Source organism: Pseudomonas sp. B14(2017) (assembly GCF_002113255.1).
Lineage (GTDB): Bacteria > Pseudomonadota > Gammaproteobacteria > Pseudomonadales > Pseudomonadaceae > Aquipseudomonas > Aquipseudomonas putida_Z.
On the sequence record NZ_NEJY01000023.1, the window covers coordinates 85942 to 110835 of the forward strand.

Annotated in this window: 24 protein-coding genes; 14 read left to right on the forward strand and 10 right to left on the reverse strand. The window is 62.4% G+C overall.

The genetic code is table 11. The annotated features are described in order from the left end of the window. Positions 1–27 precede the first annotated feature (27 nt). From CAG34_RS28605 to gdhA, 4 genes are all read left to right on the forward strand, one after another. Positions 28–402 (forward strand): hypothetical protein, encoded by a 375-nt coding sequence (locus CAG34_RS28605; RefSeq protein ID WP_143516531.1) that lies wholly within the window; start codon positions 28–30, stop codon positions 400–402. Positions 403–627: 225 nt separating this feature from the next. Continuing rightward, positions 628–1002, forward strand: coding sequence for a barstar family protein (locus CAG34_RS22895; protein ID WP_085592568.1), 375 nt, complete (start codon positions 628–630; stop codon positions 1000–1002). A gap of 848 nt (positions 1003–1850) precedes the next feature. Continuing rightward, on the forward strand, positions 1851–3518 hold the full coding sequence (gene ettA, locus CAG34_RS22900) for an energy-dependent translational throttle protein EttA (RefSeq protein ID WP_015268893.1): 1668 nt from the start codon (positions 1851–1853) through the stop codon (positions 3516–3518). A gap of 314 nt (positions 3519–3832) precedes the next feature. Then, a complete protein-coding gene (gene gdhA / locus CAG34_RS22905; protein WP_085592570.1) occupies positions 3833–5173 on the forward strand; it encodes an NADP-specific glutamate dehydrogenase in 1341 nt (446 codons plus the stop codon). 131 nt (positions 5174–5304) lie between these two features. Here gdhA and CAG34_RS22910 read toward each other — a convergent pair whose 3' ends face one another. From CAG34_RS22910 to CAG34_RS22925, 4 genes are all read right to left on the reverse strand, one after another. Continuing rightward, positions 5305–5802, reverse strand: a complete 498-nt coding sequence (locus CAG34_RS22910; protein ID WP_085592572.1) for a GreA/GreB family elongation factor — start codon at positions 5800–5802, stop codon at positions 5305–5307. Between the two features lie 67 nt (positions 5803–5869). Further along, the gene (locus CAG34_RS22915; protein WP_025337630.1) at positions 5870–6226 is read right to left on the reverse strand and encodes a hypothetical protein; all 357 of its coding nucleotides are present in this window, start codon (positions 6224–6226) and stop codon (positions 5870–5872) included. Positions 6227–6441: 215 nt separating this feature from the next. After that, positions 6442–8295, reverse strand: coding sequence for a DUF4105 domain-containing protein (locus tag CAG34_RS22920; protein ID WP_085592574.1), 1854 nt, complete (start codon positions 8293–8295; stop codon positions 6442–6444). A 74-nt stretch (positions 8296–8369) separates the two neighbouring features. Beyond that, complete coding sequence (locus CAG34_RS22925; protein WP_003256313.1) at positions 8370–8858, reverse strand: DUF3015 domain-containing protein; 489 nt, start codon at positions 8856–8858, stop codon at positions 8370–8372. A gap of 253 nt (positions 8859–9111) precedes the next feature. Here CAG34_RS22925 and CAG34_RS22930 point away from each other — a divergent pair, with 253 nt between their 5' ends. The 5 genes from CAG34_RS22930 (at position 9112) to CAG34_RS22950 (ending at position 13904) form a co-directional block, all read left to right on the forward strand. After that, positions 9112–11550, forward strand: a complete 2439-nt coding sequence (locus CAG34_RS22930) for a Lon protease family protein (protein WP_075043716.1) — start codon at positions 9112–9114, stop codon at positions 11548–11550. Positions 11551–11711: 161 nt separating this feature from the next. Beyond that, entirely contained in the window at positions 11712–12050 is a 339-nt protein-coding gene (locus tag CAG34_RS22935; protein WP_003247487.1) for a hypothetical protein, read from the forward strand. 198 nt (positions 12051–12248) lie between these two features. Continuing rightward, positions 12249–12737, forward strand: coding sequence for a TIGR00645 family protein (locus tag CAG34_RS22940; RefSeq protein WP_003247486.1), 489 nt, complete (start codon positions 12249–12251; stop codon positions 12735–12737). 158 nt (positions 12738–12895) lie between these two features. After that, positions 12896–13201 (forward strand): DUF6482 family protein, encoded by a 306-nt coding sequence (locus tag CAG34_RS22945; RefSeq protein ID WP_015268897.1) that lies wholly within the window; start codon positions 12896–12898, stop codon positions 13199–13201. 85 nt (positions 13202–13286) lie between these two features. Beyond that, on the forward strand, positions 13287–13904 hold the full coding sequence (locus tag CAG34_RS22950) for an FKBP-type peptidyl-prolyl cis-trans isomerase (RefSeq protein WP_025337633.1): 618 nt from the start codon (positions 13287–13289) through the stop codon (positions 13902–13904). Positions 13905–14031: 127 nt separating this feature from the next. Here the strand turns inward: CAG34_RS22950 and CAG34_RS22955 are convergent, their stop codons facing one another. The 3 genes from CAG34_RS22955 to CAG34_RS22965 form a co-directional block, all read right to left on the reverse strand. Continuing rightward, positions 14032–14277 (reverse strand): hypothetical protein, encoded by a 246-nt coding sequence (locus CAG34_RS22955; protein ID WP_003256316.1) that lies wholly within the window; start codon positions 14275–14277, stop codon positions 14032–14034. A gap of 84 nt (positions 14278–14361) precedes the next feature. Further along, the gene (locus CAG34_RS22960) at positions 14362–14703 is read right to left on the reverse strand and encodes a zinc ribbon domain-containing protein YjdM (protein WP_009686103.1); all 342 of its coding nucleotides are present in this window, start codon (positions 14701–14703) and stop codon (positions 14362–14364) included. Between the two features lie 187 nt (positions 14704–14890). Then, entirely contained in the window at positions 14891–15859 is a 969-nt protein-coding gene (locus CAG34_RS22965; RefSeq protein ID WP_003256318.1) for a polyprenyl synthetase family protein, read from the reverse strand. A gap of 244 nt (positions 15860–16103) precedes the next feature. Here CAG34_RS22965 and rplU point away from each other — a divergent pair, with 244 nt between their 5' ends. The 5 genes from rplU to CAG34_RS22990 all read left to right on the forward strand — a co-directional run bounded on the left by rplU (position 16104) and on the right by CAG34_RS22990 (position 19800). Further along, positions 16104–16418, forward strand: a complete 315-nt coding sequence (gene rplU, locus CAG34_RS22970) for a 50S ribosomal protein L21 (RefSeq protein WP_003247466.1) — start codon at positions 16104–16106, stop codon at positions 16416–16418. Between the two features lie 38 nt (positions 16419–16456). Continuing rightward, positions 16457–16714, forward strand: a complete 258-nt coding sequence (gene rpmA, locus CAG34_RS22975) for a 50S ribosomal protein L27 (RefSeq protein WP_003247464.1) — start codon at positions 16457–16459, stop codon at positions 16712–16714. 189 nt (positions 16715–16903) lie between these two features. After that, positions 16904–18130, forward strand: a complete 1227-nt coding sequence (gene cgtA, locus CAG34_RS22980; RefSeq protein ID WP_025337634.1) for an Obg family GTPase CgtA — start codon at positions 16904–16906, stop codon at positions 18128–18130. An 85-nt stretch (positions 18131–18215) separates the two neighbouring features. After that, positions 18216–19334, forward strand: coding sequence for a glutamate 5-kinase (gene proB / locus CAG34_RS22985; protein WP_025337635.1), 1119 nt, complete (start codon positions 18216–18218; stop codon positions 19332–19334). A gap of 22 nt (positions 19335–19356) precedes the next feature. Then, on the forward strand, positions 19357–19800 hold the full coding sequence (locus CAG34_RS22990) for a CreA family protein (RefSeq protein ID WP_038407896.1): 444 nt from the start codon (positions 19357–19359) through the stop codon (positions 19798–19800). A gap of 142 nt (positions 19801–19942) precedes the next feature. On the opposite strand, the gene mksF is transcribed toward CAG34_RS22990, so the two are convergent. The 3 genes from mksF to mksB are packed head-to-tail and all read right to left on the reverse strand — an operon-like array spanning position 19943 to position 24760. Beyond that, positions 19943–22777, reverse strand: coding sequence for an Mks condensin complex protein MksF (gene mksF, locus CAG34_RS22995; RefSeq protein ID WP_015268901.1), 2835 nt, complete (start codon positions 22775–22777; stop codon positions 19943–19945). Further along, positions 22774–23481, reverse strand: a complete 708-nt coding sequence (gene mksE, locus CAG34_RS23000; RefSeq protein ID WP_025337638.1) for an Mks condensin complex protein MksE — start codon at positions 23479–23481, stop codon at positions 22774–22776. The genes mksF and mksE overlap by 4 nt, the downstream gene beginning before the upstream one ends. After that, on the reverse strand, positions 23471–24760 hold the full coding sequence (gene mksB / locus CAG34_RS23005) for an Mks condensin complex protein MksB (protein WP_024086237.1): 1290 nt from the start codon (positions 24758–24760) through the stop codon (positions 23471–23473). The genes mksE and mksB overlap by 11 nt, the downstream gene beginning before the upstream one ends. Positions 24761–24894: the final 134 nt, after the last annotated feature.

The following is a 24894-nucleotide window of genomic DNA, read 5'->3' on the forward strand; positions in this document are numbered from 1 at the left end:
GAGGCTTAGGCTGAATGTGGTGTGCTTTTGGAAAATCTTAAGGCAAGAGAAGTTGTTGGAGATGGCCTAGAGCACGACCATAGCCCTTCCTTTGCTGCGTTGCGCACAGCAAAGGAAGCAGAGTTGGGCCGTCCCCTTACCGAGCTGGAAACCAAGACTCTCTACCGAAACTCTAATGCTGTGGAGGTACCGCGAGATGTACATATTGCAGGTCCTATCTATGGCGGAAAAAATACACCTGCTCAGATTCAGCAAGACGCAGCGGATCTGTACGGTGCAGTTTGTCGCGACACAGATGCACTACGAGCAAATTTGAACAGTCGAGGTTATGATTCAAAGCTTGTGGATGAAACTGTTCAAAAAATAGTGGAAAGAAATCGCAAGGCAGGATTTATTAAGTAATGAATACTTGGTCGAATTTTGTTTGGGCTCTTGGTCAAAATGAAGGTGGTTCAATAGTAACTGACTTGTGTCGGGAGGTCGGAGAGCCGCCAGCCATTGGTCGTATAGAGGTGTTTCAGGGCCAGGGCCTCAGCGGATAGTTGTTGGGAAGGGTGGTGAGATATACTACTCTGCAGATCATTACAAGATATTTATCCCAATCAATAAATAAAACAAGGAGTGGAAGTGCTGCCATTCAAGTACTCCGATCTCACGCCCTCATTCGACGCTGCGGAAGTCTTTTATGTCCGTATTGATCCGAAAATTTCTCTCTCGGAAGAGCTGTTAAGCGCGCTATATTACCAGCTATGGCTTCCAGGGTATTTTGGATTCAATTGGGATGCACTCTACGACTGTTTGAGAGATCTTGAATGGATTCCATGCAGCAAGGTGGTTCTTGTGCATGAAGTTATTCCAAACGTGCCAGTAGATGACCTGAAGGTTTATCTGGAGGTGTTGCGCGACGCGGCTCTTGACTGGGGGCGAGATGAGGCGCATCAATTGGAGGTTTTCTTCCGGTCGACTGACCGAAGTGCAGTGGAGGCACTTTTAATGAGCTAATTCAAGTGGTGCAAAAGGAATAGGGAACGCTACAGAGGCGGGCTCTGTTTTTACTCAGCAACGTAATTTTTGGTCAAAAGATCCTATTCAGTTTAGTGGGAATAAGTCTATCAGCGGAATGATTTATTTGATCTTAATTTGCAAACTAGTTGGCGTGAAGGTGGCAAAGTCATAACAGGTTGTTTTATCTGCTTACTGCAAAATCTCCTTTCCTTCGCTGCTTGCTTTGGTCGTGGCTTGAGCGATCAGGGCATCGAGCATCTGCGCAACAGAGTGTGGTTGATGCCGTGTTCTTTGCGCAGGCGGGCAATTCGCTCGCCCACGGCAATGAAAAATTCACGTTTTTCGCTGGTGATGCTCAGTCCGCAGGCCAAGCCCCGTCTTGGTCTATACCAGAGGGGCGTACTCCGCTTTGCTCAGCCTCCCTTTATCCAATGATGAACATGACTACCTTTCTGCCACCCAGCAGGCGAACAGTTGAGCGTGTCGCACGTAGTTGAGATGATAGCCAGCTTGGCAGCGGCGACGACTGGCGCAGGCGCCACAGGAGCGAGCAGCCTGCCGGCTCTGAGCGTCATGGCGAGGTCGATTTTTTGAAGCGAGAACATGAGGTAGGGCGGAAAAGGCTGCTTCACTGCGTTGCACCACCCAGCGACCGCATCCAGACCCCCGGCCAATCCTCGCCAGCTGCGCAACGGATCATTTTCATGGCGAGAAGGCTGTTTACGCGTTTTTGCAGCCCAAATTAACAGCGCGACGCCAGACAACGAATTTTTTGGAAATGGCAGCCCGGTCAAATTCACGTGGGCTGCCCGGTATTTCTTAACCTTTAGACTGGGGTATCCAGAATGGCTCAATACGTCTACACCATGCATCGGCTGAGCAAGGTCGTGCCGCCGAAGCGGGAAATTCTCAAGAACATTTCCCTGTCGTTCTTCCCGGGCGCCAAGATCGGCGTGCTCGGCCTGAACGGCGCCGGTAAATCGACCCTGCTGCGGATCATGGCGGGCGTCGACAAGGAATTCGACGGCGAAGCCCGTCCGATGCCCGACATCAACGTTGGCTACCTGCCGCAGGAACCGCAACTGGACCCGAACAAGTCGGTGCGCGAAGTGGTCGAGGAAGCGGTCAGCGTGATCAAGGACGCCCAGGCGCGCCTGGACGAGGTCTATGCGGCCTACGCCGAACCGGATGCCGACTTCGACAAGCTGGCCGCCGAGCAGGCCAAGCTGGAAGCCATCCTGCAGGCCGCCGACGGCCACAACCTTGAGCGCCAGCTGGACGTTGCCGCCGACGCCCTGCGCCTGCCGGCCTGGGACGCACGCATCGAGCACCTGTCCGGTGGTGAGAAGCGCCGCGTGGCCCTGTGCCGCCTGCTGCTGTCGGCCCCAGACATGCTGCTGCTGGACGAACCGACCAACCACCTGGACGCCGACTCGGTGGCCTGGCTGGAGCGCTTCCTGCACGACTTCCCGGGCACCGTGGTAGCCATTACCCACGACCGTTACTTCCTCGACAACGTTGCCGGCTGGATCCTGGAACTGGACCGCGGCGCCGGCATCCCGTACGAAGGCAACTACTCGGGCTGGCTGGAAGCCAAGTCCGAGCGCCTGGCGCAGGAATCCAAGCAGCAGAGCGCCCACGAGAAGGCCATGAAAGAGGAACTGGAATGGGTGCGCAAAGGCGCCAAGGCCCGCCAGTCCAAGTCCAAGGCCCGTCTGCAGCGCTTTGAAGAAATGCAGTCGCAGGAATTCCAGAAGCGCAGCGAAACCAACGAGATCTACATCCCGGCCGGTCCGCGCCTGGGCGACAAGGTCATCGAGTTCAAGAACGTCACCAAGGGCTACGGCGATCGCGTGCTGATCGACAACCTGTCGTTCTCCATGCCTAAAGGCGCCATCGTCGGTGTGATCGGTGGTAACGGTGCCGGTAAGTCGACCCTGTTCCGCATGCTGATGGGCAAGGAACAACCGGACTCGGGCAGCATCGAGATCGGTGAAACCGTGCAGCTGGCCTGCGTCGACCAGAGCCGCGAGGACCTGGACGGCGGCAAGACCGTGTTCCAGCAGGTTTCCGACGGGTCCGACATGATCCGCATCGGCAACTACGAGATCCCGTCGCGTACCTATGTGGGCCGCTTCAACTTCAAGGGTGGCGACCAGCAGAAGTTCGTCAAGGACCTGTCCGGTGGTGAGCGTGGCCGCCTGCACCTGGCCCTGACCCTGAAGGAGGGCGGTAACGTCCTGCTGCTCGACGAACCGTCCAACGACCTCGACGTCGAAACCCTGCGTTCGCTGGAAGAAGCCCTGCTGGACTTCCCGGGCGCGGCGATCGTGATCTCCCACGACCGTTGGTTCCTGGACCGTGTGGCTACCCACATCCTGGCGTACGAAGACGACTCGAACGTGGTGTTCTTCGAGGGTAACTACACCGAGTACGAAGCCGACCGCAAGAAGCGCCTGGGCGATGCTGCTGCCCAGCCGCACCGTGTACGGCACAAGAAGCTGGCCCAGTAAGCCGGTGTTCTGATGCACAAGAATGGGGCCCTTTGAGGCCCCATTTTTGTGCCTGGCTGGAAAGTGGTGCTGGCTTCATTCGCGGGCATGCCCGCTCCCACAGGAGCCCCTGGAACCCAAGGCCTGTGGTGAACCTGTGGGAGCGGGCGCGCCCGCGAATGAAGCCGCCGCCGCCCCGGGTTTTGTATACACTTATAGAAAACGCACCAAATAATTTCAAAAAAACGACATTTCGCCCTATTCCGGTGCGATTGCTTCTTGGTACATTCGTGAAAAAAACCAATAAGTCCAATCCTCTTGGTGAGATGTCTACCATGATCGAATCTGTCGACAATTTCCTCGCGCGCCTGAAGCAACGCGACCCGGCCCAACCTGAATTCCACCAGGCTGTGGAAGAAGTGCTGCGCAGCCTGTGGCCATTCCTCGAGGCCAACCCGCATTACCTGCAGGCCGGCATTCTGGAGCGCATGGTCGAGCCCGAGCGCGCCGTGCTGTTCCGCGTGTCCTGGGTCGATGACCAGGGCAAGGTGCAGGTCAACCGCGGCTACCGCATCCAGATGAGCAGCGCCATCGGCCCGTACAAGGGCGGCCTGCGCTTCCACCCGTCGGTCAACCTGGGCGTGCTGAAGTTCCTGGCCTTCGAGCAGGTGTTCAAGAACTCCCTCACCTCGCTGCCCATGGGCGGCGGCAAAGGCGGCTCGGACTTCGACCCCAAAGGCAAGAGCGACGCCGAAGTCATGCGCTTCTGCCAGGCGTTCATGAGCGAGCTGTACCGCCACATTGGCGCAGACCTGGACGTCCCTGCCGGCGACATCGGCGTGGGTGCCCGTGAAATCGGCTTCATGTTCGGCCAGTACAAGCGCCTGGCCAACCAGTTCACTTCGGTGCTGACCGGCAAGGGCATGACCTACGGCGGCAGCCTGATCCGCCCGGAAGCCACCGGCTACGGCTGCGTGTACTTCGCCGAGGAAATGCTCAAGCGCCAGGACAAGCGTATCGATGGCTGCCGCGTGGCGGTTTCCGGTTCGGGTAACGTGGCCCAGTATGCCGCGCGCAAGGTCATGGACCTGGGCGGCAAGGTGATTTCGCTGTCCGACTCCGAAGGTACCCTGTACGCCGAAGCTGGCCTGACCGATGCCCAGTGGGATGCGGTGATGGAGTTGAAGAACGTCAAGCGTGGCCGCATCAGCGAACTGGCCGCGCAGTTCGGCCTGGAGTTCCGCAAGGGCCAGACCCCGTGGAGCCTGCCGTGCGACATCGCCCTGCCGTGTGCCACGCAGAACGAGCTGGACGCCGAAGACGCCCGCACCTTGCTGCGCAATGGCTGCATCTGCGTGGCCGAAGGCGCCAACATGCCGACCACCCTGGAGGCTGTGGATATCTTCCTGGAAGCGGGCATTCTGTATGCCCCGGGCAAGGCCTCCAACGCCGGCGGCGTGGCCGTGTCGGGCCTGGAGATGTCGCAGAACGCCATGCGCCTGCTGTGGACTGCCGGTGAGGTGGACAGCAAGCTGCACAACATCATGCAGTCGATTCACCATGCTTGCGTGCATTACGGTGAAGAGGCGGATGGCAGCATCAACTACGTCAAAGGTGCGAACATCGCAGGCTTCGTGAAAGTGGCTGATGCGATGCTGGCGCAGGGCGTGGTCTGATTCGAGGCCCTAGGGGCTGCTTTGCAGCCCATCGCCGGCAAGCGCGGCTCCCACAGGTACTGAACAAGGCTTGAGAGCTGCGCGCTTCCTGTGGGAGCCGCGCTTGCCGGCGATGGGGCGCGAAGCGACCCCTAGGGCCCACCTTCAATTTCGATCACCTCGATCACCTGCTCCCCCACCGGCCGCCGCCAGACCACCTCATCCCCAGGCCCCGCGCCGAGCAAAGCCCGCCCCAACGGCGAACCCCAGTTGATCAACCCCCGCCCGGCATCCGCCTCATCCTCGCCCACCAGCCTTACCACTTGCTCCTGATCCTGCGCATCGACAAACCGCACCCGGCTACCAATCTGCACCTTGCTGCGCGATGTCGCCGCCGGCACCACCTGGGCACTCTGCACCCGCGCGCTGAAGTAGCGCAGGTCACGTTCGGTATCCGCCAGGCGCTGCTTGTCTCCACGTTCGCCCTGTGCCTGCAGTTCGCTGCGCAGGGTGTTCAGTTCGGCCACGCGCTCCTGCAGCTGGCGCAGGCCGCTGGCGGTCACGTAGTTGGGTTGTTCACTGACCCGTCGCTCGACTGGCTGATCAGCCTGGGCGGCGGCCTGGTCTTCGTTGACGAATGCTCGGCTCATGCGTGGCCTCCTTGTGCAGGAGACCATCATCGCAGGCCGCCGGTTTCAAGGGATGTCCGTTTGCGACTCAGTTGTGGCGATAGGCGCGTGCGGCATCGCGGTCCTTTTCCTGCTCCCAGTCGCGCTCGCGCTGGTCCCAGAAGCGCTCGTGGTACTGGCGCTGTTCTTCGCTGTTCTGCATGGCGTGGCACTGGCGAAAACCGTCGTCCCAGCCGCTTTCGTACTGGCGCTCGTGCAGGTAGCGCGGCACGTCCTTGCGAAAACCGCCGACCATCAGCCCTGCCGCCTGGCGGCCGCTGCTGCAGCCATCCTGGAAGCCATCGGCATAGGCGGGGGGATAACCCTGGTTGACCATCTGCTCGTGGGTGGTTTCGCAACCAGACAGCAACAACGCCATGCACACGCCGAACCAGTACCGCGACATAACCACAAAACCCTCCGGTTGATACTGGAAAGTCTAGGTGGCGATTTGTCGGGGGGGCGTTAAAACAGTGTCAAAGAGTCGGTTGGTTCACACTGCTCTGCTGACCTCACTGGCCCATTCGCGGGCACGCCCGCTCCCACAGGATCACCCCAGGATTCGAGGCCAGTGCAGTACCTGTGGGAGCGGGCATGCCCGCGAAAGGCCGCAAAGCGGCCTCAGTAGTGGTACCACTTCAGCTCAAGCATCACCTCGTTCTGCGCCGTAGCCAGGTGGCTGAATTCCCGCGAAGCACTCAACCGCACCCCCAGGTTCTGGCTGATCTCCCACTGCTGGTTCAAACTCACACTGCGCCGTACCTCGCCATTGGTGAAGTAGTCGCCCTTGGCCTCCAGCGTCATGTTGCCCAGCCCGTTGCGCCACAGCAGCCCGCCATTGAAGCCCGCCGCCGGGGCGATGAACTGGGCAAAATCATTGTGGTGCTCGACCCGCACCGTGCCCAGGGCAAAGCCCAGCAACCCGTCGGCCAGTTGCCAGGTGCCGCCTGCCCCGCCGTTCACATGGCTCACCAGCACTTCGTCATCATGCTTGCCCGGCACGCGCTCCAGCCCGCCGGCCACCTGCCACGACCAAGGCTTGAGCAGCTCGTTGCGCGGCGTCAGCGAGCGGATGGTGGCCAGGTCCAGGCGCTGCACCTGCCAGTCATTGCCTTCGTACTGGCGCAGCTTCAGCTGCAGGATCTCGATCTGCGCCCCCAGCGGGAAGCCATAGGCGTTGTCATTCAGGTCGTGGTAGGCCATGCGCAGGCCGTATTCGGCGTAGGCGCGGTCTTCGCGGGTGCCCACGCCAAGCTGCCAGGTGCGCGAGTCATGGCCGTCCTCGGGCAGGCCCGGGCGCTCGATCTGCAGGGGCGGTGGCGGGTTGCTGTTGATTGCCCGCAGCAGTTCGAAGCTGCGTTTCGCCTGCCCGGGGTCGCGCTCCTGGCCATTGGCGCGGTAACGCTCCAGGCGGTACGCGGCATCCTGCACCAGCGCCTGGCGCTGGCGGGGGAGGGCCTTGAACTCGGGGCTCTGCAGGTGCGCGGTGTCGGCGCTTGCAGCCAGCACCTGGCGCTTTTCGTCGTGATCGAGCGGCTCGGCCCGAGCCAGCAGTTCACGTTCGCGAGAGGGGCGGTACGTCTCGCTGGCGACCATGCCGGACTGCTTCACGGCCTTCACCGTGTCGGTCGGGATGGCGGTCAGCGGGAACTGCGAGGTCAGGTCCAGGCTCGGCCGGGCCACCTGCAGCAGCTCCAGCAGGCGGTACGAGCAGTTTTCGTCGAAGAAGAAGTAGTCGAACTGGACCTGCTTCAGCTCCCACACATGTTCGACCATGCGCCCGGTTTCTTCCGGGGTCAGGTCCAGCTGGTACTCCCACAGGTCGCGGTTTTCCAGGCTGCGGTATTCGGACAGTTTTTCCTGGTAGGGCATCAGCGCGAACAGGCCCGGGTAGCCGCCCATCAGGCCCTTCCAGGCGTACAGGATGCTGTTGTCGCTGCCTTCGATGTAGGCGCCGAAGTTGATCGCGTAGCTCAGCAACGTGGTGTCGTCGCTGCGGGTGTTGGACTGGTCGATGCGCAGCAAGGTGTGGCCGAACATCGATGACGGGCTGTTCAGGTAGGCCGCCGGGAAGATCAGCGCCGCACTGTGCGGGTCGATCGACTGGTACCAGGTGGTGAATTCCTGGCAGTCCGGTTGCGGCAAGTCTTGCAGGTCGAGCTGTTCGCGCAGCCAGCGGGTGCGCGCCGGGAATACGCACTGGGCATGTTTGTCGCCGAGGCTGGCCGGGGCGTACAGCGCTTCGACCGTGGCTTGCAGCTCCTGGTCGGGGTGGTGCGCGCCATCCTCGGCGAGGAAGAACGCATCATCGTCCACATAGCTGCGCCAGCCACCCAGCTTGGCGGTTTCGTAATGGCCCAGGGCAATCCAGTAGGGGGTGTTGGCCAGTTGCTGGACACGGCCTTGGTCCAGCACGGGCGCGGCATGAACAGGGGCGCAGGCACACAGCGCCAGGGATACGAAGCGTTTGAGCATGTCGGGCAACTACTTCTTAACGATGCCGAAAAAAGGCGAAACCCGCCCCGGGGCCGGGGCGGGAGCAGCTGCACTCAGGCCTCGGTTGCGTATTTGGCCAGGCGTGGGTCGTTCTTCAGAACAGCCAGGGTGTTGCTGTGGACGGTTTCGGCAGTGACGTCGGCGCTGCTGAAGATCTGGTTGAAGTGCTGATGGGTGACCGATGCGAAGTAGCCACGGTCTTCCGGGGCCACGCCGAGAACCACGGCATAGGTGGTCAGTGCTTCGCCCTGGCCCATGGCCATGTCTTCGGAAAGCTCATTCATCATGCCGTTCATGGCGAACCAGGACTTGCCGCCGTAGGTCAGCGAGGCCTTGGTCGAGCAGCCGTTGGTGCCGGAGGTCATGCCGAAGGTGGCGTTACCGGAGGTGCCGTTGGTGGTAGAAGCCAGGAAGTGTGCCGGAGTGCCGCGCTGGCCTTCGAACAGCATGTTGCCCCAACCGCAGTTCGGGCCGCCTGGCGCTTCGGCCATGGCATTGATCGAGACCACGGTGAACAGAGTACCCAGAAGAATCCGTTTCATAGCATTTGTTCTCTATTTGACTTAACCAAGGGTCAGGGTTTCTGGCAACTCGGTTGCCAGGTCGGGAAAGCTTTTCACCCACCCGCGCAGCTTGGAGTTTAGGCACGATCTAAGAGTTGCGTTGTTGATTGCGAAAAATTTGCTGTTACATGACCCGCACCGGCTGCGACATAAAGTCCCGTGGAGCCTTGCAAGGCGCGCGCGGGCAGCGCCAGAATGCTGCGTATCTGCCCCGCCGAAGTAAGGAAACCCAATGCCCGATCCTGTCGCTGCGCGCCTGCGTCTCGCGCCTGAAGCCCTGACCCGGCGTTTCTCCCCCGAGCAGTTTGCCTTTACCAATACCGACGATCTGGAGCCGTTTCGCGGAGTCCTGGGCCAGGAGCGTGCTGTCGAGGCCCTGCAGTTCGGCGTGGCCATGCCGCGCCCTGGTTACAACGTGTACGTGATGGGCGAGCCCGGCACCGGCCGCTTCTCGTTCGTAAAGCGCTACCTCAAGGCCGAGGGCAAGCGCCAGCAGACCCCGGCCGACTGGGTTTACGTCAACCACTTCGATGACACCCGTGAGCCCCGCGCGCTGGAATTGCCGTCCGGCAGCGCCGGGGCGTTCATCAGCGACATGAGCGGGCTGATCGACAACCTGTTGTCGACCTTCCCGGCGGTGTTCGAGCACCCGTCGTACCAGCAGAAGAAAGGCGCCATCGACCGCGCCTTCAACCAGCGTTACGACCGCGCCCTGGATGTGATCGAGCGCGCCTCGCTGGAAAAGGACGTGGCCCTGTACCGCGACGCCAGCAACGTCGCCTTCACCCCGATGGCCGACGGCAAGGCGCTGGATGAAGCCGAATTCGCCCAGTTGCCGGAAGAGGTGCGCGAGCAGTTCCACGAGGATATTGCCCTGCTCGAGGAACGCCTGAACGAAGAGCTGGCCAGCCTGCCGCAATGGAAACGCGAGTCGAACAACCAACTGCGCCAGCTCAACGAAGAAACCATCACCCTGGCCCTGCAACCGTTGCTGGCGCCGCTGTCGGAGAAGTACGCCGAGAACGCTGCGGTCTGCGCCTACCTGCAGTCGGTGCAGCTGAACCTGCTGCGTACCGTGGTCGAGCAACTGGTCGATGACAGCAAGACCGACGCGGCCGCGCGCAAGCTGCTGGAAGAGCAGTACGCCCCAAGCCTGGTGGTCGGCCACCACGCCGACGGCGGTGCGCCGGTGGTGTTCGAGCCGCACCCGACCTACGACAACCTGTTTGGCCGTATCGAATACAGCACCGACCAGGGTGCGCTGTACACCTCGTACCGCCAGCTGCGCCCGGGCGCACTGCACCGCGCCAACGGCGGCTTCCTGATTCTGGAAGCCGAGAAGATGCTGGGCGAGCCGTTCGTCTGGGACGCGCTCAAGCGTGCGCTGCAGTCGCGCAAGTTGAAGATGGAGTCGCCACTGGGCGAGCTGGGCCGGGTGGCCACCGTCAGCCTGACACCGCAGATGATCCCGCTGAACATCAAGCTGGTCATCATCGGTTCGCGCCAGCTGTATTACGCGCTGCAGGACCACGACCCGGACTTCCAGGAGATGTTCCGGGTGCTGGTGGACTTCGACGAAGACATGCCCATGGTCGACGAGAACCTGGAGCAGTTCGCCCAGCTGTTGCGCACCCGCACCAACGAAGAGGGCATGGCGCCACTGACCAGTGACGCGGTGGCGCGCCTGGCCACCTACAGCGCCCGCCTGGCAGAAAACCAGTCGCGTCTGTCGGCGCGTATCGGCGACCTGTTCCAGCTGGTCAGCGAAGCCGATTTCATCCGCCAGCTGGCCAGTGACGAAATGACCGACGCCGGGCACATCGAGCGTGCGCTCAAGGCCAAGGCCACCCGTACCGGGCGTGTTTCGCAGCGGGTGCTGGACGACATGCTCGCCGGCATCATCCTGATCGACACCGAAGGCGCTGCCATCGGCAAGTGCAACGGCCTGACCGTGCTGGAAGTGGGGGATTCGGCGTTCGGTATGCCGGCGCGCATCTCCGCCACCGTGTACCCGGGCGGCAGCGGTATCGTCGACATCGAGCGCGAGGTCAACCTCGGCCAGCCGATCCACTCCAAGGGTGTGATGATCCTCACCGGCTACCTGGGCAGCCGCTATGCCCAGGAGTTCCCGCTGGCGATCTCGGCGAGCATCGCCCTGGAACAGTCCTACGGCTATGTGGACGGTGACAGCGCCTCGCTGGGCGAAGCCTGCACGCTGATCTCGGCCTTGTCGCGCACACCGCTCAAGCAGTGCTTCGCCATTACCGGCTCGATCAACCAGTTTGGTGAAGTGCAGGCGGTGGGTGGGGTCAACGAGAAGATTGAGGGCTTCTTCCGCCTGTGCGAGGCGCGTGGCCTGACCGGCGAGCAGGGGGTGATCATCCCGCGTGCCAACGTCGCCACGCTGATGCTCGACGAGCGCGTGCTGCAGGCAGTGGAGAACGGCATGTTCCACGTGTACGCGGTCAGCCAGGCCGACGAGGCGTTGAGCCTGCTGGTGGGCGAGGAGGCCGGTGTGCTGGATGACAAGGGCCAGTTCACCGAGGGCAGCGTCAACGCCCGGGTGGTGGAGCGCCTGCGTGAGATTGCCGAGATGATCAGCGAGGAAGAAATCGAGAAGGCGGAGAAAGAACGCCTGGAAGAGGTAATTGCCCAGGCCAAGCCGGCCTGAGTCAAGAAACCGGCGCTGGCGGCGATGTGCTACCGTTCAGCGCCGGTTTTCCATCTTTCTGTACCGTTCTTCTATGCTGGAACTTAAGGACGGTATCAGCGTTCAGGATGGAAACAGCCTGAGGTTCAGGCTGAACAAGGCTTTTTGGAGGGGGCGCGGCCATGCGCAATCTCAGCCTCACACGCCAGTGCCTGGGCCTGGTGACCCGCATCGAATGCAGCATCCGTCCGCTGGCCGGGGACAACGGCATGTGGACGCTGCTGTTCGCCGCCGGCATGGCCGGTGAACAACCGTCCGCGATCAAGGCCCAAGGGCCATTCCATGGGCCGTTGGTGGCCGAATCTGTGCTCAATGCCATTGTCGACAGCCTGACCTTGCATGGGTACCAGGTGGCCGAGGATCCGCAGATCTGGTGTTTGCATTTGCAGGCGCAGTTGCGGCGGATCAATGGTGAGCGCTGCCGGAACCTTGGGGATTACCAGTTTCATCCTGAGACCTGAGTAACTTTTACTGGCCTCATCGCCGGCAAGCCAGCTCCCACAGGTAAAGCAAAGGCCACAGGTCGGTGATCAACCTGTGGGAGCTGGCTTGCCGGCGATTGGGCTGCAAAGCAGCCCCATTCACCGGGCTTTTGCTGTAACAGGTGGCTGGCTATACTCGCCGTCGCTTTTTAGTCACCTGATGAGTCCCAACCCTCCATGGAACGTATCCTCGAAAACGCGATGTATGCCTCGCGCTGGCTGCTCGCCCCCATCTACTTCGGCCTGTCCCTCGGCCTGCTGGCCCTGGCGCTGAAATTCTTCCAGGAAGTGGTCCACGTCCTGCCCAACGTCTTCGCCCTGAGCGAAGCCGACCTGATCCTAGTGATCCTGTCACTGATCGACATGTCGCTGGTGGGCGGCCTGCTGGTGATGGTGATGATCTCCGGCTACGAGAACTTCGTCTCGCAACTGGACATCGACGAGAGCAAGGAAAAGCTCAACTGGTTGGGCAAGATGGACTCTTCGTCGCTGAAGATGAAGGTTGCCGCGTCGATCGTGGCCATTTCGTCCATCCACCTTCTGCGGGTGTTCATGGATGCACAGAACATCTCCACCGATTACCTGATGTGGTACGTGATCATCCACATGACCTTCGTGGTCTCGGCATTCTGCATGGGTTACCTGGACAAGCTGACCAAGCACTGAGCCTGTCAGGCCTCTTCGCAATCCCTGTGGGAGCGGGCAAGCCCGCGAAGAGGCCGGCACGGTCCACCTGACGAGCGGCGTCAGTCATGCCTTGTGCATTCTCCCTTTCTGTACAAAAAATGAGCTCTCATGCGTGGTTCCCATCGCGAGGTGCTCTCATGAACCTGCATCAGCTCAACACCGAGGCCAGGGCTGGCCATGTCGACGAACTGAATCTGATCGCCATCGAAGGCGGTGACTACCTGCTCGAGGCCCGGATCAAAGGCCACCCCCACCCCCTGTCCGATGCCCGTGGTGAACGCTTGCGCGTGCATTCGGTGGAGGACGCGCGCAAGTTGCTGCAAACCATCCCCATGGTCTCGATGAACCTGGTGCACTGGTCGGTGCAGGACGAAATGTGCGGTATGGGCACGCACCCGGAAGAAGACTTGAAGGTGCCGATTTCCCAGCGCTCGGCCTGGTAGCTGCTCGCAGCGCCCCAGTGTGCTAGGCTGCTCGCCCTTTTCATCAAGGGCGCGGCTTCACTGCGCCCTGCAGTGGAGCACGACAATGTCCGAACTCAACCTGTCCACCGACGAAACTCGCGTCAGCTACGGCATCGGCCGTCAGCTGGGCGGCCAGCTGCGCGACAACCCGCCACCAGGCGTCAGCCTGGAAGCCATCCTGGCCGGCCTGACCGACGCCTTCAACGGCGCCGACAGCCGCGTCAGCGAAGCCGACCTGTCGGCCAGCTTCAAGGTCATCCGCGACGTGATGCAAGCCGAAGCAGCCGCCAAGGCTGAAGCCGCTGCTGCTGCTGGCAAGGCATTCCTGGTCGAGAACGCCAAGCGTGACGGCATCACCACCCTGGCTTCGGGCCTTCAGTTCGAAGTACTGACCGCAGGCGAAGGCGCCAAGCCGACCCGCGAAGACAACGTGCGCACCCACTACCACGGCACCCTGATCGACGGCACTGTGTTCGACAGCTCCTACGACCGTGGTCAGCCGGCTGAATTCCCGGTAGGTGGTGTGATCGCTGGCTGGACCGAAGCCCTGCAGCTGATGAACGCTGGCAGCAAATGGCGCCTGTACGTGCCGAGCGAGCTGGCCTACGGCGCCCAAGGTGTTGGCAGCATCCCGCCGCACAGCGTGCTGGTGTTCGACGTCGAGCTGCTCGACGTTCTGTAATGCCGCTGGGGCCGCTTTGCGGCCCATTCGCGGGCAAGCCCGCTCCCACAAGATCCCCACAGCATTCGAACCCTGTGTTGTGCTTGTGGGAGCTGGCTTGCCGGCGATGAGGCCGGCCCTGCTGGCCTCAATTCCAGTCTGTCCCCCCGGGGCGCAACGCCCGCGCATAGCAGAACAGAAACAGATTCCGCACCAGCTCCTTGAGCACCCCCGGTTCACTCGAGTTCAGCCCGCTCATGTCCAGGTCGCCCTGGTCGCGCAGCTCGTCGAGCGCTTCTTCTTCAAGCACCGCGCACACTTCGCCGGTTTCCCGATGAAGAATGCGCAGGTAGGGGTGAGGGCGGTCCAGCCAGGCGTCGATCAGATAAGTCATGGCTATTCTCCTTGGATAGCAGTCACAATGAGAATAATTCTTATTACCTGAATAGCAAGCGCCAATTGCCGGTTTTTTGGAAAATCAGACCTTGCGTACGAACTCGGACTTCAGCTTCATGGCGCCGATGCCGTCGATCTTGCAGTCGATGTCGTGGTCGCCATCGCACAGGCGGATGTTCTTGACCTTGGTGCCGACCTTGACCACCAGGGACGAGCCCTTGACCTTGAGGTCCTTGATCACGGTGACGGTGTCGCCATCCTGCAGGATGTTGCCGACCGAGTCCTTCTTCACCACCTCGTCGCTGGCCGCTTCGGCGTCGCCGCTGGCCGACCACTCGTGGGCGCATTCAGGGCAGATCAGCTGAGTGCCATCCTCATAGGTGTATTCAGAGTTGCATTTCGGGCAGGGTGGCAGAGTGCTCACTTCGGTTCCTCAAACAAACAGACGGGCGGTTAAAAACCCGAATTGTATAAGGTATTTTTTCAGAAGTGATTATGTCCGGACAAAAGCATTCGCGGGCTTGCCTACTCCCACAGGATCTGCGCTACCTTTGAGGCTTGCGCGGTCCCTGTGGGAGCGGGCAAGCCCGCGAAGAATACGACTCGGTCTATCAGTGAGTACGCGCGACCGCAAACTCGCTAAGCTCGACCAGCGCATCACGATATTCGCTGGCCGGCAGCACTTCCAGGCACTGGATGGCACGCTTCACATAGTCACGCGCCAGCTCCGCCGTGTACTTCAGCGCACCCGACTCCTCGACCGCCACGCGAATCTGCTCCAGGTCTTCCAGGCCACCCTTCTGGATCGCCTGGCGCACCAGCGCAGCCTGTTCGGCGGTGCCTTCGCGCATGGTGTAGATCAGCGGCAGGGTAGGCTTGCCTTCGGCCAGGTCGTCACCGACGTTCTTGCCCAGGGTCTGCGAGTCGCCCTTGTAGTCCAGCAGGTCGTCGACCAGCTGGAACGCCACGCCCAAGTGGTCACCGAAGGTACGCAGGGCCTCGCGCTGTTCGTCGGTGGCTTCGGCCAGCGCGGCGGCGCTGTGGGTCGAAGCTTCGAACAGCATCGCGGTCTTGCCGCGGATGACCTCCATGTAGACTTCCTCGGTGGTGCTGGCGTCGCGTACCCGCGACAGCTGCAGCACTTCACCCTCGGCAATCACGCGGGTGGCCTTGGACAGGATCTGCATGACCGGCATCGAGCCCAGTTCGACCATCATCTCGAACGAGCGCGAATAGAGGAAGTCGCCCACCAGCACGCTCGGCGCATTGCCCCACAGGGCATTGGCGGTGGAGCGGCCACGGCGCATGCCGGACATGTCGACCACGTCGTCGTGCAGCAGGGTAGCGGTGTGCAGGAATTCGATGGTGGCAGCCAGCAGGCGCAGGTCGTCGCCTTCGCGGCCCAGGGCCTTGCCACACAGCAGCACCAGCAGGGGGCGCAGGCGCTTGCCACCGGCGGACGTGATATAGTCGCCGATCTTCGATACCAGCGGCACGCGCGAGGTCAGCTGCTTCTTGATGATCTCGTCGACGGCGCTGAAATCATCAGCCACCGCGCGGTAGAAGGATTGGGGTTGCATCGGCTGCTCCAGTGAGGTTGCGCGGCATGCTAGGTCGCAGGTCCCGGTGTGTCAAGGCGCGGTGCCAGCGCCCCGGGGGCGGTACTTGCAAGCAAAACCGCGGTTGCGTACAATCGCGCACCCTAACTTCCTGGGCAGCACCTGCCTTACGCAATTGCGCCGGGCCGTTCCAGCCCTGTGCAGCCATGCCAGCCAATACTCATCATATAAAGCGCTGGGTGAGCAGGATTATCGGAGAAATACCATGTCTTACGCAGTAATCGTTACCGGCGGCAAGCAGTACAAAGTCGCTGAAGGTGAATTCCTCAAGATCGAAAAACTGGAAGTCGCCACTGGCGAATCCGTGACCTTCGATCGCGTCCTGCTGGTCGCCAACGGTGAAGAAGTCACCATCGGTGCTCCAGTTGTTGCTGGCGCTAAAGTAGTGGCCGAAGTCGTTTCGCAAGGCCGCCACGACAAGGTTCGCATCATCAAGTTCCGTCGTCGTAAGCACCACATGAAGCGTATGGGCCACCGCCAGTGGTTCACCGAGATCAAAATCACCGGTATCCAGGCTTAATCCCCTAGATCCCCTGAATTTATTTGGAGAATTGAACCATGGCTCACAAGAAGGCTGGTGGTAGTACTCGTAACGGTCGCGACTCAGAATCGAAACGCCTTGGCGTGAAGATGTATGGTGGCCAGGTTATCAAGCCAGGCAACATCATCGTCCGTCAGCGCGGCACCGAATTCCACGCTGGCTACGGCGTTGGCATGGGCAAGGATCACACCTTGTTCGCCAAGATCGAAGGCGTGATCAAGTTCGAGAAAAAAGGCGAGTTCATGCGCCGTTACGTGAGCATCGTCGCCGCTTAATCGCGACGTCGCTCCAGAAGCCCCGTCATGCGACGGGGCTTTTTCGTTTGTGGTGAGCCTCTTGCAAAGCTGTTTGTATGGGCTGCCGGCGTGGGTTTCTACGGTCGTACGGGGCCGCCGCGCTCATTTTTGCAAGAGCCTCAGGTTTTTCAGGTATTCAACTCGCCAGCAGGCGAGAGGCGGTTTTGAATGAAGTTTGTTGACGAAGTATCCATTCGGGTCAAGGCCGGTGACGGCGGCAACGGTTGCATGAGCTTCCGTCGCGAGAAGTTCATCGAGAACGGTGGCCCCAACGGTGGTGACGGTGGCGACGGTGGTTCGGTGTACATGATCGCCGACGAAAACCTCAACACCCTGGTCGACTATCGCTACACCCGTCACCACGAAGCCCAGCGTGGCGCAAACGGCGGCAGCACCGACTGCACCGGCAAGAAAGGCGACGACCTGTTCCTGCGTGTGCCGGTCGGTACCACCGTGATCGACGCCTCCACCCAGGAAGTGATCGGTGACCTGGTCACCCCGGGCCAGAAGCTGATGGTCGCCCAGGGCGGCTGGCACGGCCTGGGTAACACCCGCTTCAAGTCCAGCACCAACCGTGCACCGCGCCAGACCACCCCGGGCAAGCCAGGTGACCAGCGTGACCTGAAGATGGAAATGAAAGTGCTGGCCGACGTCGGCCTGCTGGGCCTGCCGAACGCCGGCAAGAGCACCTTCATTCGCTCGGTTTCGGCCGCCAAGCCGAAAGTGGCCGACTACCCGTTCACCACCCTGGTGCCGAACCTGGGCGTGGTCAGCGTCGACCGCTGGAAGAGCTTCGTCATCGCCGACATCCCCGGTCTGATCGAAGGTGCTTCCGAAGGCGCCGGCCTGGGTATCCGCTTCCTCAAGCACCTGGCGCGTACCCGCGTGCTGCTGCACCTGGTGGACATGGCGCCGCTGGACGAAAGCAGCCCGGCCGATGCCGCCGAAGTCATCGTCAACGAGCTGACCCGCTTCAGCCCGTCGCTGGCCGAGCGTGAGCGCTGGCTGGTGCTGAACAAGGCCGACATGGTCATGGAAGACGAGCGCGACGAGCGGGTCAAGGAAGTGGTCGAGCGCCTGCAGTGGGAAGGCCCGGTCTACGTGATTTCGGCCATCTCCAAGCAAGGCACCGAAAAGCTCAGCCACGACCTGATGCGCTACCTCGAAGACCGCGCCGACCGCCTGGCCAACGACCCGGCCTACGCCGAAGAGCTGGCCGACCTCGACCAGCGCATCGAAGACGAAGCCCGTGCCCAGCTGCAGGCCCTGGACGACGCCCGTACCCTGCGTCGTACCGGCGTCAAGAGTGTGCACGACATCGGCGACGATGACGGTTGGGACGATGATTTCGAGGACGACGAAGACGGCCCGGAAATCATTTACGTGCGCGACTGACCGGTTGCAGTACACTAAACGCCGCTCTTTGGAGCGGCGTTTTTGTATCCACGGTATCTACAGATTCGACATAGGTTGGAAGAAGATGCGAAGCAAGGTGACGGGCGCCAAGCGCTGGGTCGTGAAGATTGGCAGTGCTCTGCTGACCGCCGATGGCAAAGGCCTCGACCGCGGTGCCATGGCCGTTTGGGTCGAGCAGATGGTCGCGCTGCGTGAGGCAGGCGTGGAGTTGGTACTGGTCTCCTCCGGGGCCGTGGCTGCCGGCATGAGCCAGCTGGGCTGGACGTCGCGACCGAGTGCGATGAACGAGCTGCAGGCGGCTGCCTCGATCGGCCAGATGCGCCTGGTGCAGGCCTGGGAGTCGAGCTTCGGCGAGCACGGCAAGCACACCGCGCAGATCCTGCTGACCCATGACGACCTGTCCGACCGCAAGCGTTACCTGAACGCCCGCAGCACCCTGCGCACGCTGGTCGACCTGGGCGTGGTGCCGGTGATCAACGAAAACGATACCGTGGTTACCGACGAGATCCGCTTCGGCGACAACGATACCCTGGCGGCGCTGGTGGCCAACCTGGTCGAGGCTGACCTGCTGGTGATCCTCACCGACCGCGATGGCATGTTCGATGCCGACCCGCGCAACAACCCCGACGCCCAGCTGATCTACGAGGCCCGCGCCGACGACCCGGCACTGGACGCCGTGGCCGGCGGTACCGGTGGCGCCCTGGGCCGTGGCGGCATGCAGACCAAGCTGCGCGCCGCGCGCCTGGCAGCCCGTTCCGGTGCTCACACCATCATCATCGGTGGCCGCATCGAGCGCGTGCTGGATCGCCTCAAGGCTGGCGAGCGTCTGGGTACCTTGCTGTCGCCCGAGCGCGGCATGCTTGCCGCGCGCAAGCAGTGGCTGGCTGGCCACCTGCAGACCCGTGGCACCCTGGTGCTGGACGCCGGTGCCGTGCAGGCGTTGCGCCAGGCCAACAAGAGCCTGCTGCCGGTTGGCGTGAAAACCGTGCAGGGCAGCTTCCGCCGTGGCGAGATGGTGGTGTGCGTCGGCCCGGACGGCCATGAAGTGGCGCGCGGCCTGGCCAACTACAGCGCCCTGGAGGCGCAGAAGATCATTGGCCAGCCGTCGGATGCCATCGAAAGCATCCTGGGCTATATCGCGGAGCCTGAGCTGGTGCACCGCGACAACCTGGTTCTGGTCTGAGGGCGCGCACGTGCTGAAAAGGATGATTGCCGTGGCGGCACTGGCGTTGCCGATGCTGGCCGGGGCCGAGGAAATCGGCCAGGTGTCCACCGTGTTCAAGTTCCTCGGGCCGAATGACCGTATTGTGGTCGAGGCGTTCGACGACCCCAAGGTCGAGGGCGTGACCTGCTACCTGTCGCGGGCCAAGACTGGCGGCGTGAAGGGTGGGTTGGGGCTTGCGGAGGACCGGGCGGAGGCATCGATTGCCTGTCGTCAGGTCGGGCCGATCAGCTTCAAGGGTGAGCTGAAGGATGGCGAGGAAGTGTTCAAGGAACGCACCTCGCTGGTGTTCAAGACCATGCAGGTGGTGCGCTTCCTGGACAAGAAGCGCAATACGCTGGTGTACCTGGTGTACAGCGACCGCATGATCGAAGGCAGCCCGCAGAATGCGGTGACCGCGATTCCGATTCTGCCTTGGGCTCATTGATAGCCTGGTAGATCCTGGGAGGCCTTCGGCCTCCATCGCCGGCAAGCCAGCTCCCACAGGTACATTGCAGGCCTCGGGGCTTGTGCAATATCTGTGGGAGCTGGCTTGCCGGCGATAGGGCCGCAACGCGGCCCCAATTACCTCAGGCCAATTCCTCGGCCTGATGATCCTCACGCACAACCGCCTTCACCTCATCCCGACGGCTGATGAACTTCCAGTCCGCCTCGTCGATGTAGATGCCATTCGGCCCGCTGCCACCTTCCAGGTCGATCGCCACGCGTGCAGACACCTGCGGCTTCACGCTCGCCAGGATCGGCACGAAGCCCAGCTGCAGGCTGGTTTCCAGCAGCGCAGCCTGGTTGCGTTCGTCGATGTCCGCCGCTTCGTCCAGGTAGTACGGCAGGCGGATGCGCCCGGCCAGGTCGCGGTCCATCAGGTGCAGCAACAGGTACATGTTGGTCAGCGCCTTGATGGTCATGGTGGTGCCGTTGGATGCCGCGCCGTCGATGTCGGCATGGATCACCGGCTGGCCGTTGACCTTGGTGATCTCGAACGCCAGCTCGAACAGGTCCTTCAGGCCCAGCTGGTTGTGGTTGGCTGCCACCAACCGTGCCAGGTATTCCTTGGCCTCTTCGTTCTTGTTGTCCTGCTCGGCGCTCTGGGTCAGGTCGAACACCGACAGGGTTTCGCCTTCTTCGTACTGACCGGCGCTGTGGATGATCTGGTCGATGTGCTTGAGCGCTTCCTTGTTCGGCGCCAGCACCACGCGGAAGCTCTCCAGGTTGGATACCTGGCGCTTGTTGATCTCGCGGTTGAACAGGGCCAGCTGGTGCTCGAGGCTGTCGTAGTCGCTGCGGATGTTGCGCAGGGTCCGGGCGATGTCGGTGACCGCGGCGCGGCGTGCCTTGGCCAAGGTCAGGGCTTCGTCGGTGCGGTGCGCATAGGCATTCACCAGCAACTGCAGGCGGCGCTCCATGTCGTCTTCGCTGTCGAACTTGGCCACGCCTTTCAGGCGCACCTGGGCGTACAGCGCCTCGATCTGGTTGTCCACCCGCTGCAGGCTCTGCCAGCTGTCCTGGTAGTCGTTGAGCAGTGGCAGCAGGTTGTCCATCGAGTCGTCGATGGCTTCCATGTACGGCGTGCCGTAGGGCAGGTCGGCCGGCAGCAGCTGGCGACGGCGCAGGGCGTCTTCCAGGGTGCGCTGCTTGGCCTCGAGGTCGCCGATCTGCCGGCCGACCAGTTGCAGCTTGGCCGACAGCTGCTGGACGCGTTCGGTGAAGGCGTCGCTGGAGCGCTTGAGTTCGTCCTGCGCGGCTTCGAGCTGCGACAGCTGCTCCAGCTTCTCGGGCTCTTCGGCGGCCAGGGTTTCGCTGCGGCGGAAGTCTTCCAGCGCTTTCTGCGCGTCCAGTACTTCCTGGTACAGGGCCTCGGTCTGCGCCTTGGAGGCGGAGCGGTCGGCGGCCACGGCCTGTTGGGTCTTGAGCTGCTTCAGCTCTTTTTCCAGGCGCTCTTTCTGGTCGCGCAGGGCCGCACGGTCGGCCAGGGCCTGCAGCGCCGGTGGGTCGATGTGCGACAGGTCGATGGACAGGCCCGGGGCTTCGAAGCGTTCGCCCTTGAAGCCGTCGAGTACCGCTTCCAGCGATTTTACCCACAGGTCGCTGTCGTCCAGTTCGATACCGCGGTCACCCAGCGGCAGGCTGAACAGCGCGCCATTGAACAGGCGCATCAGGCGGTCGACGTCCTGCTGGGAGAACTCTTCGCGCAGGCGGGCGTAGCTGTTGTTGTCGGCGTGGTCGAGCTGCTGCTTGACCTGCTTCAGGCGCTTTTCCAGGTCGCGGACGCGTTCGTCCAGGTCTTCGGCGCTGAACTGGCGCGACTGGGCCAGGGCGCCGGCCAGTTCGTCGTGGGCGTCCTTGGCCGCCAGCAGTTGCTGCTCCAGCACCTTGACGTCATCGACCAGGGCGAAGCGGTGCTTGAGCACCGACAGCTCGCCCAGCCAGCGCTGGATACCGGTGATTTCACGCTCCAGGCGCATCAGCTCCTGAGTACCGCCGCGCTGGTCGTTCTGCAGGCGGTCCTGCTCGCCACGGTAGTGCTCGGCCTGGATCACCAGCTCTTCCTTGCGCGCCATGGCGTATTCCTGCCAGGTGCCCAGCAGGGTGTCGAGCACTGGCGAAATGCGGTGCAGCTTGCCGCGCAGGATGTCGCGCTGGGCCACGCCACCGGCCAGGGCCTCGACCAGCGGGCCGGCGGCGACCAGGGCGTTGTAGTCCTGTTCCATGCGGCGCACGTCGCGGAAGGCTTCCTCGCACGCGGCGATATAGTCGACGCTACCGGAGCGCAGGCTGTGCTCGAAAGCGTCGAGGAACAGCTGCTTGAGCTTGGCGGCGGTGATTTCGCGCATGTGCAGCAGGTTGATGAACAGCGCGCGGAAGGTTTTCAGGCTTTGCTCGCTGGTCGAGCGCAGCGGGATCATGGTCAGGTCCAGCGGCACCGAGGTGTGGCCACCGACCAGCAGACGACGCAGTTCGTCCGGCTTCAGCTCGTAGGCCTTGATCCCCAGGCGCTCGAGGTTGGTGAACAGCTCTTTCTGGCGCAGGCAGGTGTCGTTCTTCTGGTAGTGGGCCAGGTCCAGTTCGCCCTTGTAGGCAAAGAACTGGTGACCGAAACCGCCGCCCGGGCCGCGGCCGACAACGCCGATGACGTGCGGGCCGTGGGGCAGGCTCAGTTCGCAGAGAATGTACGAGGTGTCGCTGGCGAAGTAGAAGCGGCGCGACTGCTCGAGGCTGTACTTGCCGAAGCTCATGTCCGACATGCGCGCCAGGATCGGGAACTGCAGGGCGTTGATCGACGCCGATTTACCCAGGTTGTTGGCACCGTATACCGACAGTGGGTGCTCCAGCGGGAACAGGCCAAGGCTGTAGCCGGCGGTGTTGAGCAGTGCGAAGCGGCGGATGCCGTAGCGTTCCTGGCTCATGCGTCAATCTCCTGTTGCTCTTCGCGGATCGCCCGGGCCAGGGCTTCCTCTTCGCTTTCCTCGCCCTCGAAGGGGGTGAGGTCGAGCGGGTCGTCGGTGCGGTTGAGTTCTTCGGGGCTTTCTTCCTCTACTAGTACCGGGGTCGGCAGCGGCAGGTCGCTGTGCAGGGTGGCCGCCAGGTCGCGGTCCTGCTGCACGGCCAGGCACACGTCGAGGAAGCGATGCATCGGCGGCAGGAAGCGGTAGATGCCGCCTTCCTCGAAGGCGAAGCCGAGCTGGGTCATGCGGCGCAGGATTTTTTCTTCCAGCTCGTCCACGGTCTGCACTTCGGCCTGCAGGAACAGGTCGCGGTACTTGTCCAGCAGCGAGGGCAGTTCGTCACGGCCGATGCTGCCGCCATCGAGCACGGCCATCGGGTCGCGGCCCTGGTCGGCCAGGTGTTCGACCAGGATGAAGGTGAACAGCGACAGGCGCTGCGCGGTCTTGTTGACCTGCGCGGCGGTCATGTCCGGCACGAAGTAGTAGAAGCCACGGGTGTCGCACACCAGTTCGAAGCCCAGGGCCTTGAACAGGGTGCGGTACTGGTCCTGGAAGTTCGACAGCTGGGCGTACAGCTCGGGGTCGCGGCGGCTGACGTGGAAGCCTTTGAACAGCTCGCGGAAGATCGGCGCGAGCTGGGACAGTTCGGAAAGATCAAGATGCATGGGCTGGGCTCGCGTTGGATTCGGTAGGCGCGCTGGCGGCGTCTTCGCGGCTGGAAGTCAGGGCGAACGAGCGCAGGCTGACCAGGTGTTCCTGGGTGATGTACTCGCGGCGGTCGAGGCGTTCGCGCTTGAAGCGCTTTTCTCGCGACAGGCGCGAGAACCAGTACAGCAGCTCGTCGGTGGCGCCTTCGGGTTCCTGCTCCAGCAGCCAGACCATCAGGTCGGGCAGCGGCAGGGCCTGTTCGCAGCGTTCGGCCATTTCCTTGACCGTGCGCGGTGCACGGGGCAGGGCGCCGGACTGGGTCTTGTGGGCCTTGGGGAAGCGCGCCGGCTTGGGCTCGAAGCGGGCCAGGGCGTAGACATAGGCCTCGACCTGGCTGGCGCTGCCGAGGAAAGTGCTTTGCGGGCGGGTGAACATCGGCATGGCCGCTTGCGGTACGGCGTCGATGCCCTTGCGCCGGATCACCGACAGGGCCAGTGCGGCGCCACGGGTCACGGCGTTGTGCCGGCGGGCTTCCTCACGCAGCGGCAGCAGCAGTTCGCGGGCGTGGCGCAGGGTCAGCTGGGCGCTGGTCTGCATTTCCAGGATGCGCGCGTGGGTGCGCAGCAGCATGTCGTCGTCGACCAGGTGGCCCAGGCGCGCCTGTTCGCCCAGCAGCTTCAGCAGCACGGTCTCGACCTTGCGCACGCCCTGTTCGAAGGCGCCGTCGGCGTTGACCAGCTGGATCATCGGCTCGACGTACTCGTCCCAGGTCGCCAGTACTTCGGCATAGCGCTGGCGCAGCGGGATCTGGCGGTTGCTGGTCTTGGCCCGCTCGGCCACGGCCACCAGTGCCTGTTCGTCGTTGTCGAGCTTCTTCAGTACATCGCGCACGCGCATGTCGAGCAGGCGCAGCTGGCGCGCCAGGTCGTCGCTGTCGCGGTTGTCGAAGGCGTCCTGGATATGCCCGGCCAGGCGTTCCAGGTGGCGCAGGTAGGCTTCGATCTCCAGGCACAGGCCCAGCCGGTGTTCGCGGCGCAGGTAGGCGAGGAAATCGTGGATCTGCGCGTTGAGCTCGAAACGGTTCGGGCTCTTGGCCACCGGGACCAGGATATCCAGGCGGATCCACACGTCGAGCAGCTGGGTGATGTCCTGCGGGGTGCTCTCGACCTGCTGGCGGGCCACATGCTGACGCAATTCGACCAGGCTCAGGGTGCCCTGGTCGAAACGCTCGCACAGCGGCTCGATCAGGGCCCAGTGTTCGGCTAGGGCGCGCAGGACGCGCTTGGGTTCGATCATTGGCTTCGACTCGTTGCCAAGAAAAAGGGGGCGATTGTACTGCATCCGGGGGGGAGGTTTTCACCCCTTGGTCTGTAATGAGAGATAACCTTTGCCGTTGTAGGGGATTCACTGGCCCTTTCGCGGGCACGCCC

Excerpts from the sequence above, each read along its gene's own strand:
- ettA (WP_015268893.1), top strand. The coding sequence starts at position 1,851 with ATGGCTCAATACGTCTACACCATGCATCGGCTGAGCAAGGTCGTGCCG.
- gdhA (WP_085592570.1), top strand. The coding sequence starts at position 3,833 with ATGATCGAATCTGTCGACAATTTCCTCGCGCGCCTGAAGCAACGCGAC.
- CAG34_RS22910 (WP_085592572.1), bottom strand. The coding sequence starts at position 5,802 with ATGAGCCGAGCATTCGTCAACGAAGACCAGGCCGCCGCCCAGGCTGAT.
- CAG34_RS22915 (WP_025337630.1), bottom strand. The coding sequence starts at position 6,226 with ATGTCGCGGTACTGGTTCGGCGTGTGCATGGCGTTGTTGCTGTCTGGT.
- CAG34_RS22920 (WP_085592574.1), bottom strand. The coding sequence starts at position 8,295 with ATGCTCAAACGCTTCGTATCCCTGGCGCTGTGTGCCTGCGCCCCTGTT.
- CAG34_RS22925 (WP_003256313.1), bottom strand. The coding sequence starts at position 8,858 with ATGAAACGGATTCTTCTGGGTACTCTGTTCACCGTGGTCTCGATCAAT.
- CAG34_RS22930 (WP_075043716.1), top strand. The coding sequence starts at position 9,112 with ATGCCCGATCCTGTCGCTGCGCGCCTGCGTCTCGCGCCTGAAGCCCTG.
- CAG34_RS22935 (WP_003247487.1), top strand. The coding sequence starts at position 11,712 with ATGCGCAATCTCAGCCTCACACGCCAGTGCCTGGGCCTGGTGACCCGC.
- CAG34_RS22940 (WP_003247486.1), top strand. The coding sequence starts at position 12,249 with ATGGAACGTATCCTCGAAAACGCGATGTATGCCTCGCGCTGGCTGCTC.
- CAG34_RS22945 (WP_015268897.1), top strand. The coding sequence starts at position 12,896 with ATGAACCTGCATCAGCTCAACACCGAGGCCAGGGCTGGCCATGTCGAC.
- CAG34_RS22950 (WP_025337633.1), top strand. The coding sequence starts at position 13,287 with ATGTCCGAACTCAACCTGTCCACCGACGAAACTCGCGTCAGCTACGGC.
- CAG34_RS22955 (WP_003256316.1), bottom strand. The coding sequence starts at position 14,277 with ATGACTTATCTGATCGACGCCTGGCTGGACCGCCCTCACCCCTACCTG.
- CAG34_RS22965 (WP_003256318.1), bottom strand. The coding sequence starts at position 15,859 with ATGCAACCCCAATCCTTCTACCGCGCGGTGGCTGATGATTTCAGCGCC.
- rplU (WP_003247466.1), top strand. The coding sequence starts at position 16,104 with ATGTCTTACGCAGTAATCGTTACCGGCGGCAAGCAGTACAAAGTCGCT.
- rpmA (WP_003247464.1), top strand. The coding sequence starts at position 16,457 with ATGGCTCACAAGAAGGCTGGTGGTAGTACTCGTAACGGTCGCGACTCA.
- cgtA (WP_025337634.1), top strand. The coding sequence starts at position 16,904 with ATGAAGTTTGTTGACGAAGTATCCATTCGGGTCAAGGCCGGTGACGGC.
- proB (WP_025337635.1), top strand. The coding sequence starts at position 18,216 with ATGCGAAGCAAGGTGACGGGCGCCAAGCGCTGGGTCGTGAAGATTGGC.
- CAG34_RS22990 (WP_038407896.1), top strand. The coding sequence starts at position 19,357 with ATGATTGCCGTGGCGGCACTGGCGTTGCCGATGCTGGCCGGGGCCGAG.
- mksF (WP_015268901.1), bottom strand. The coding sequence starts at position 22,777 with ATGAGCCAGGAACGCTACGGCATCCGCCGCTTCGCACTGCTCAACACC.
- mksE (WP_025337638.1), bottom strand. The coding sequence starts at position 23,481 with ATGCATCTTGATCTTTCCGAACTGTCCCAGCTCGCGCCGATCTTCCGC.
- mksB (WP_024086237.1), bottom strand. The coding sequence starts at position 24,760 with ATGATCGAACCCAAGCGCGTCCTGCGCGCCCTAGCCGAACACTGGGCC.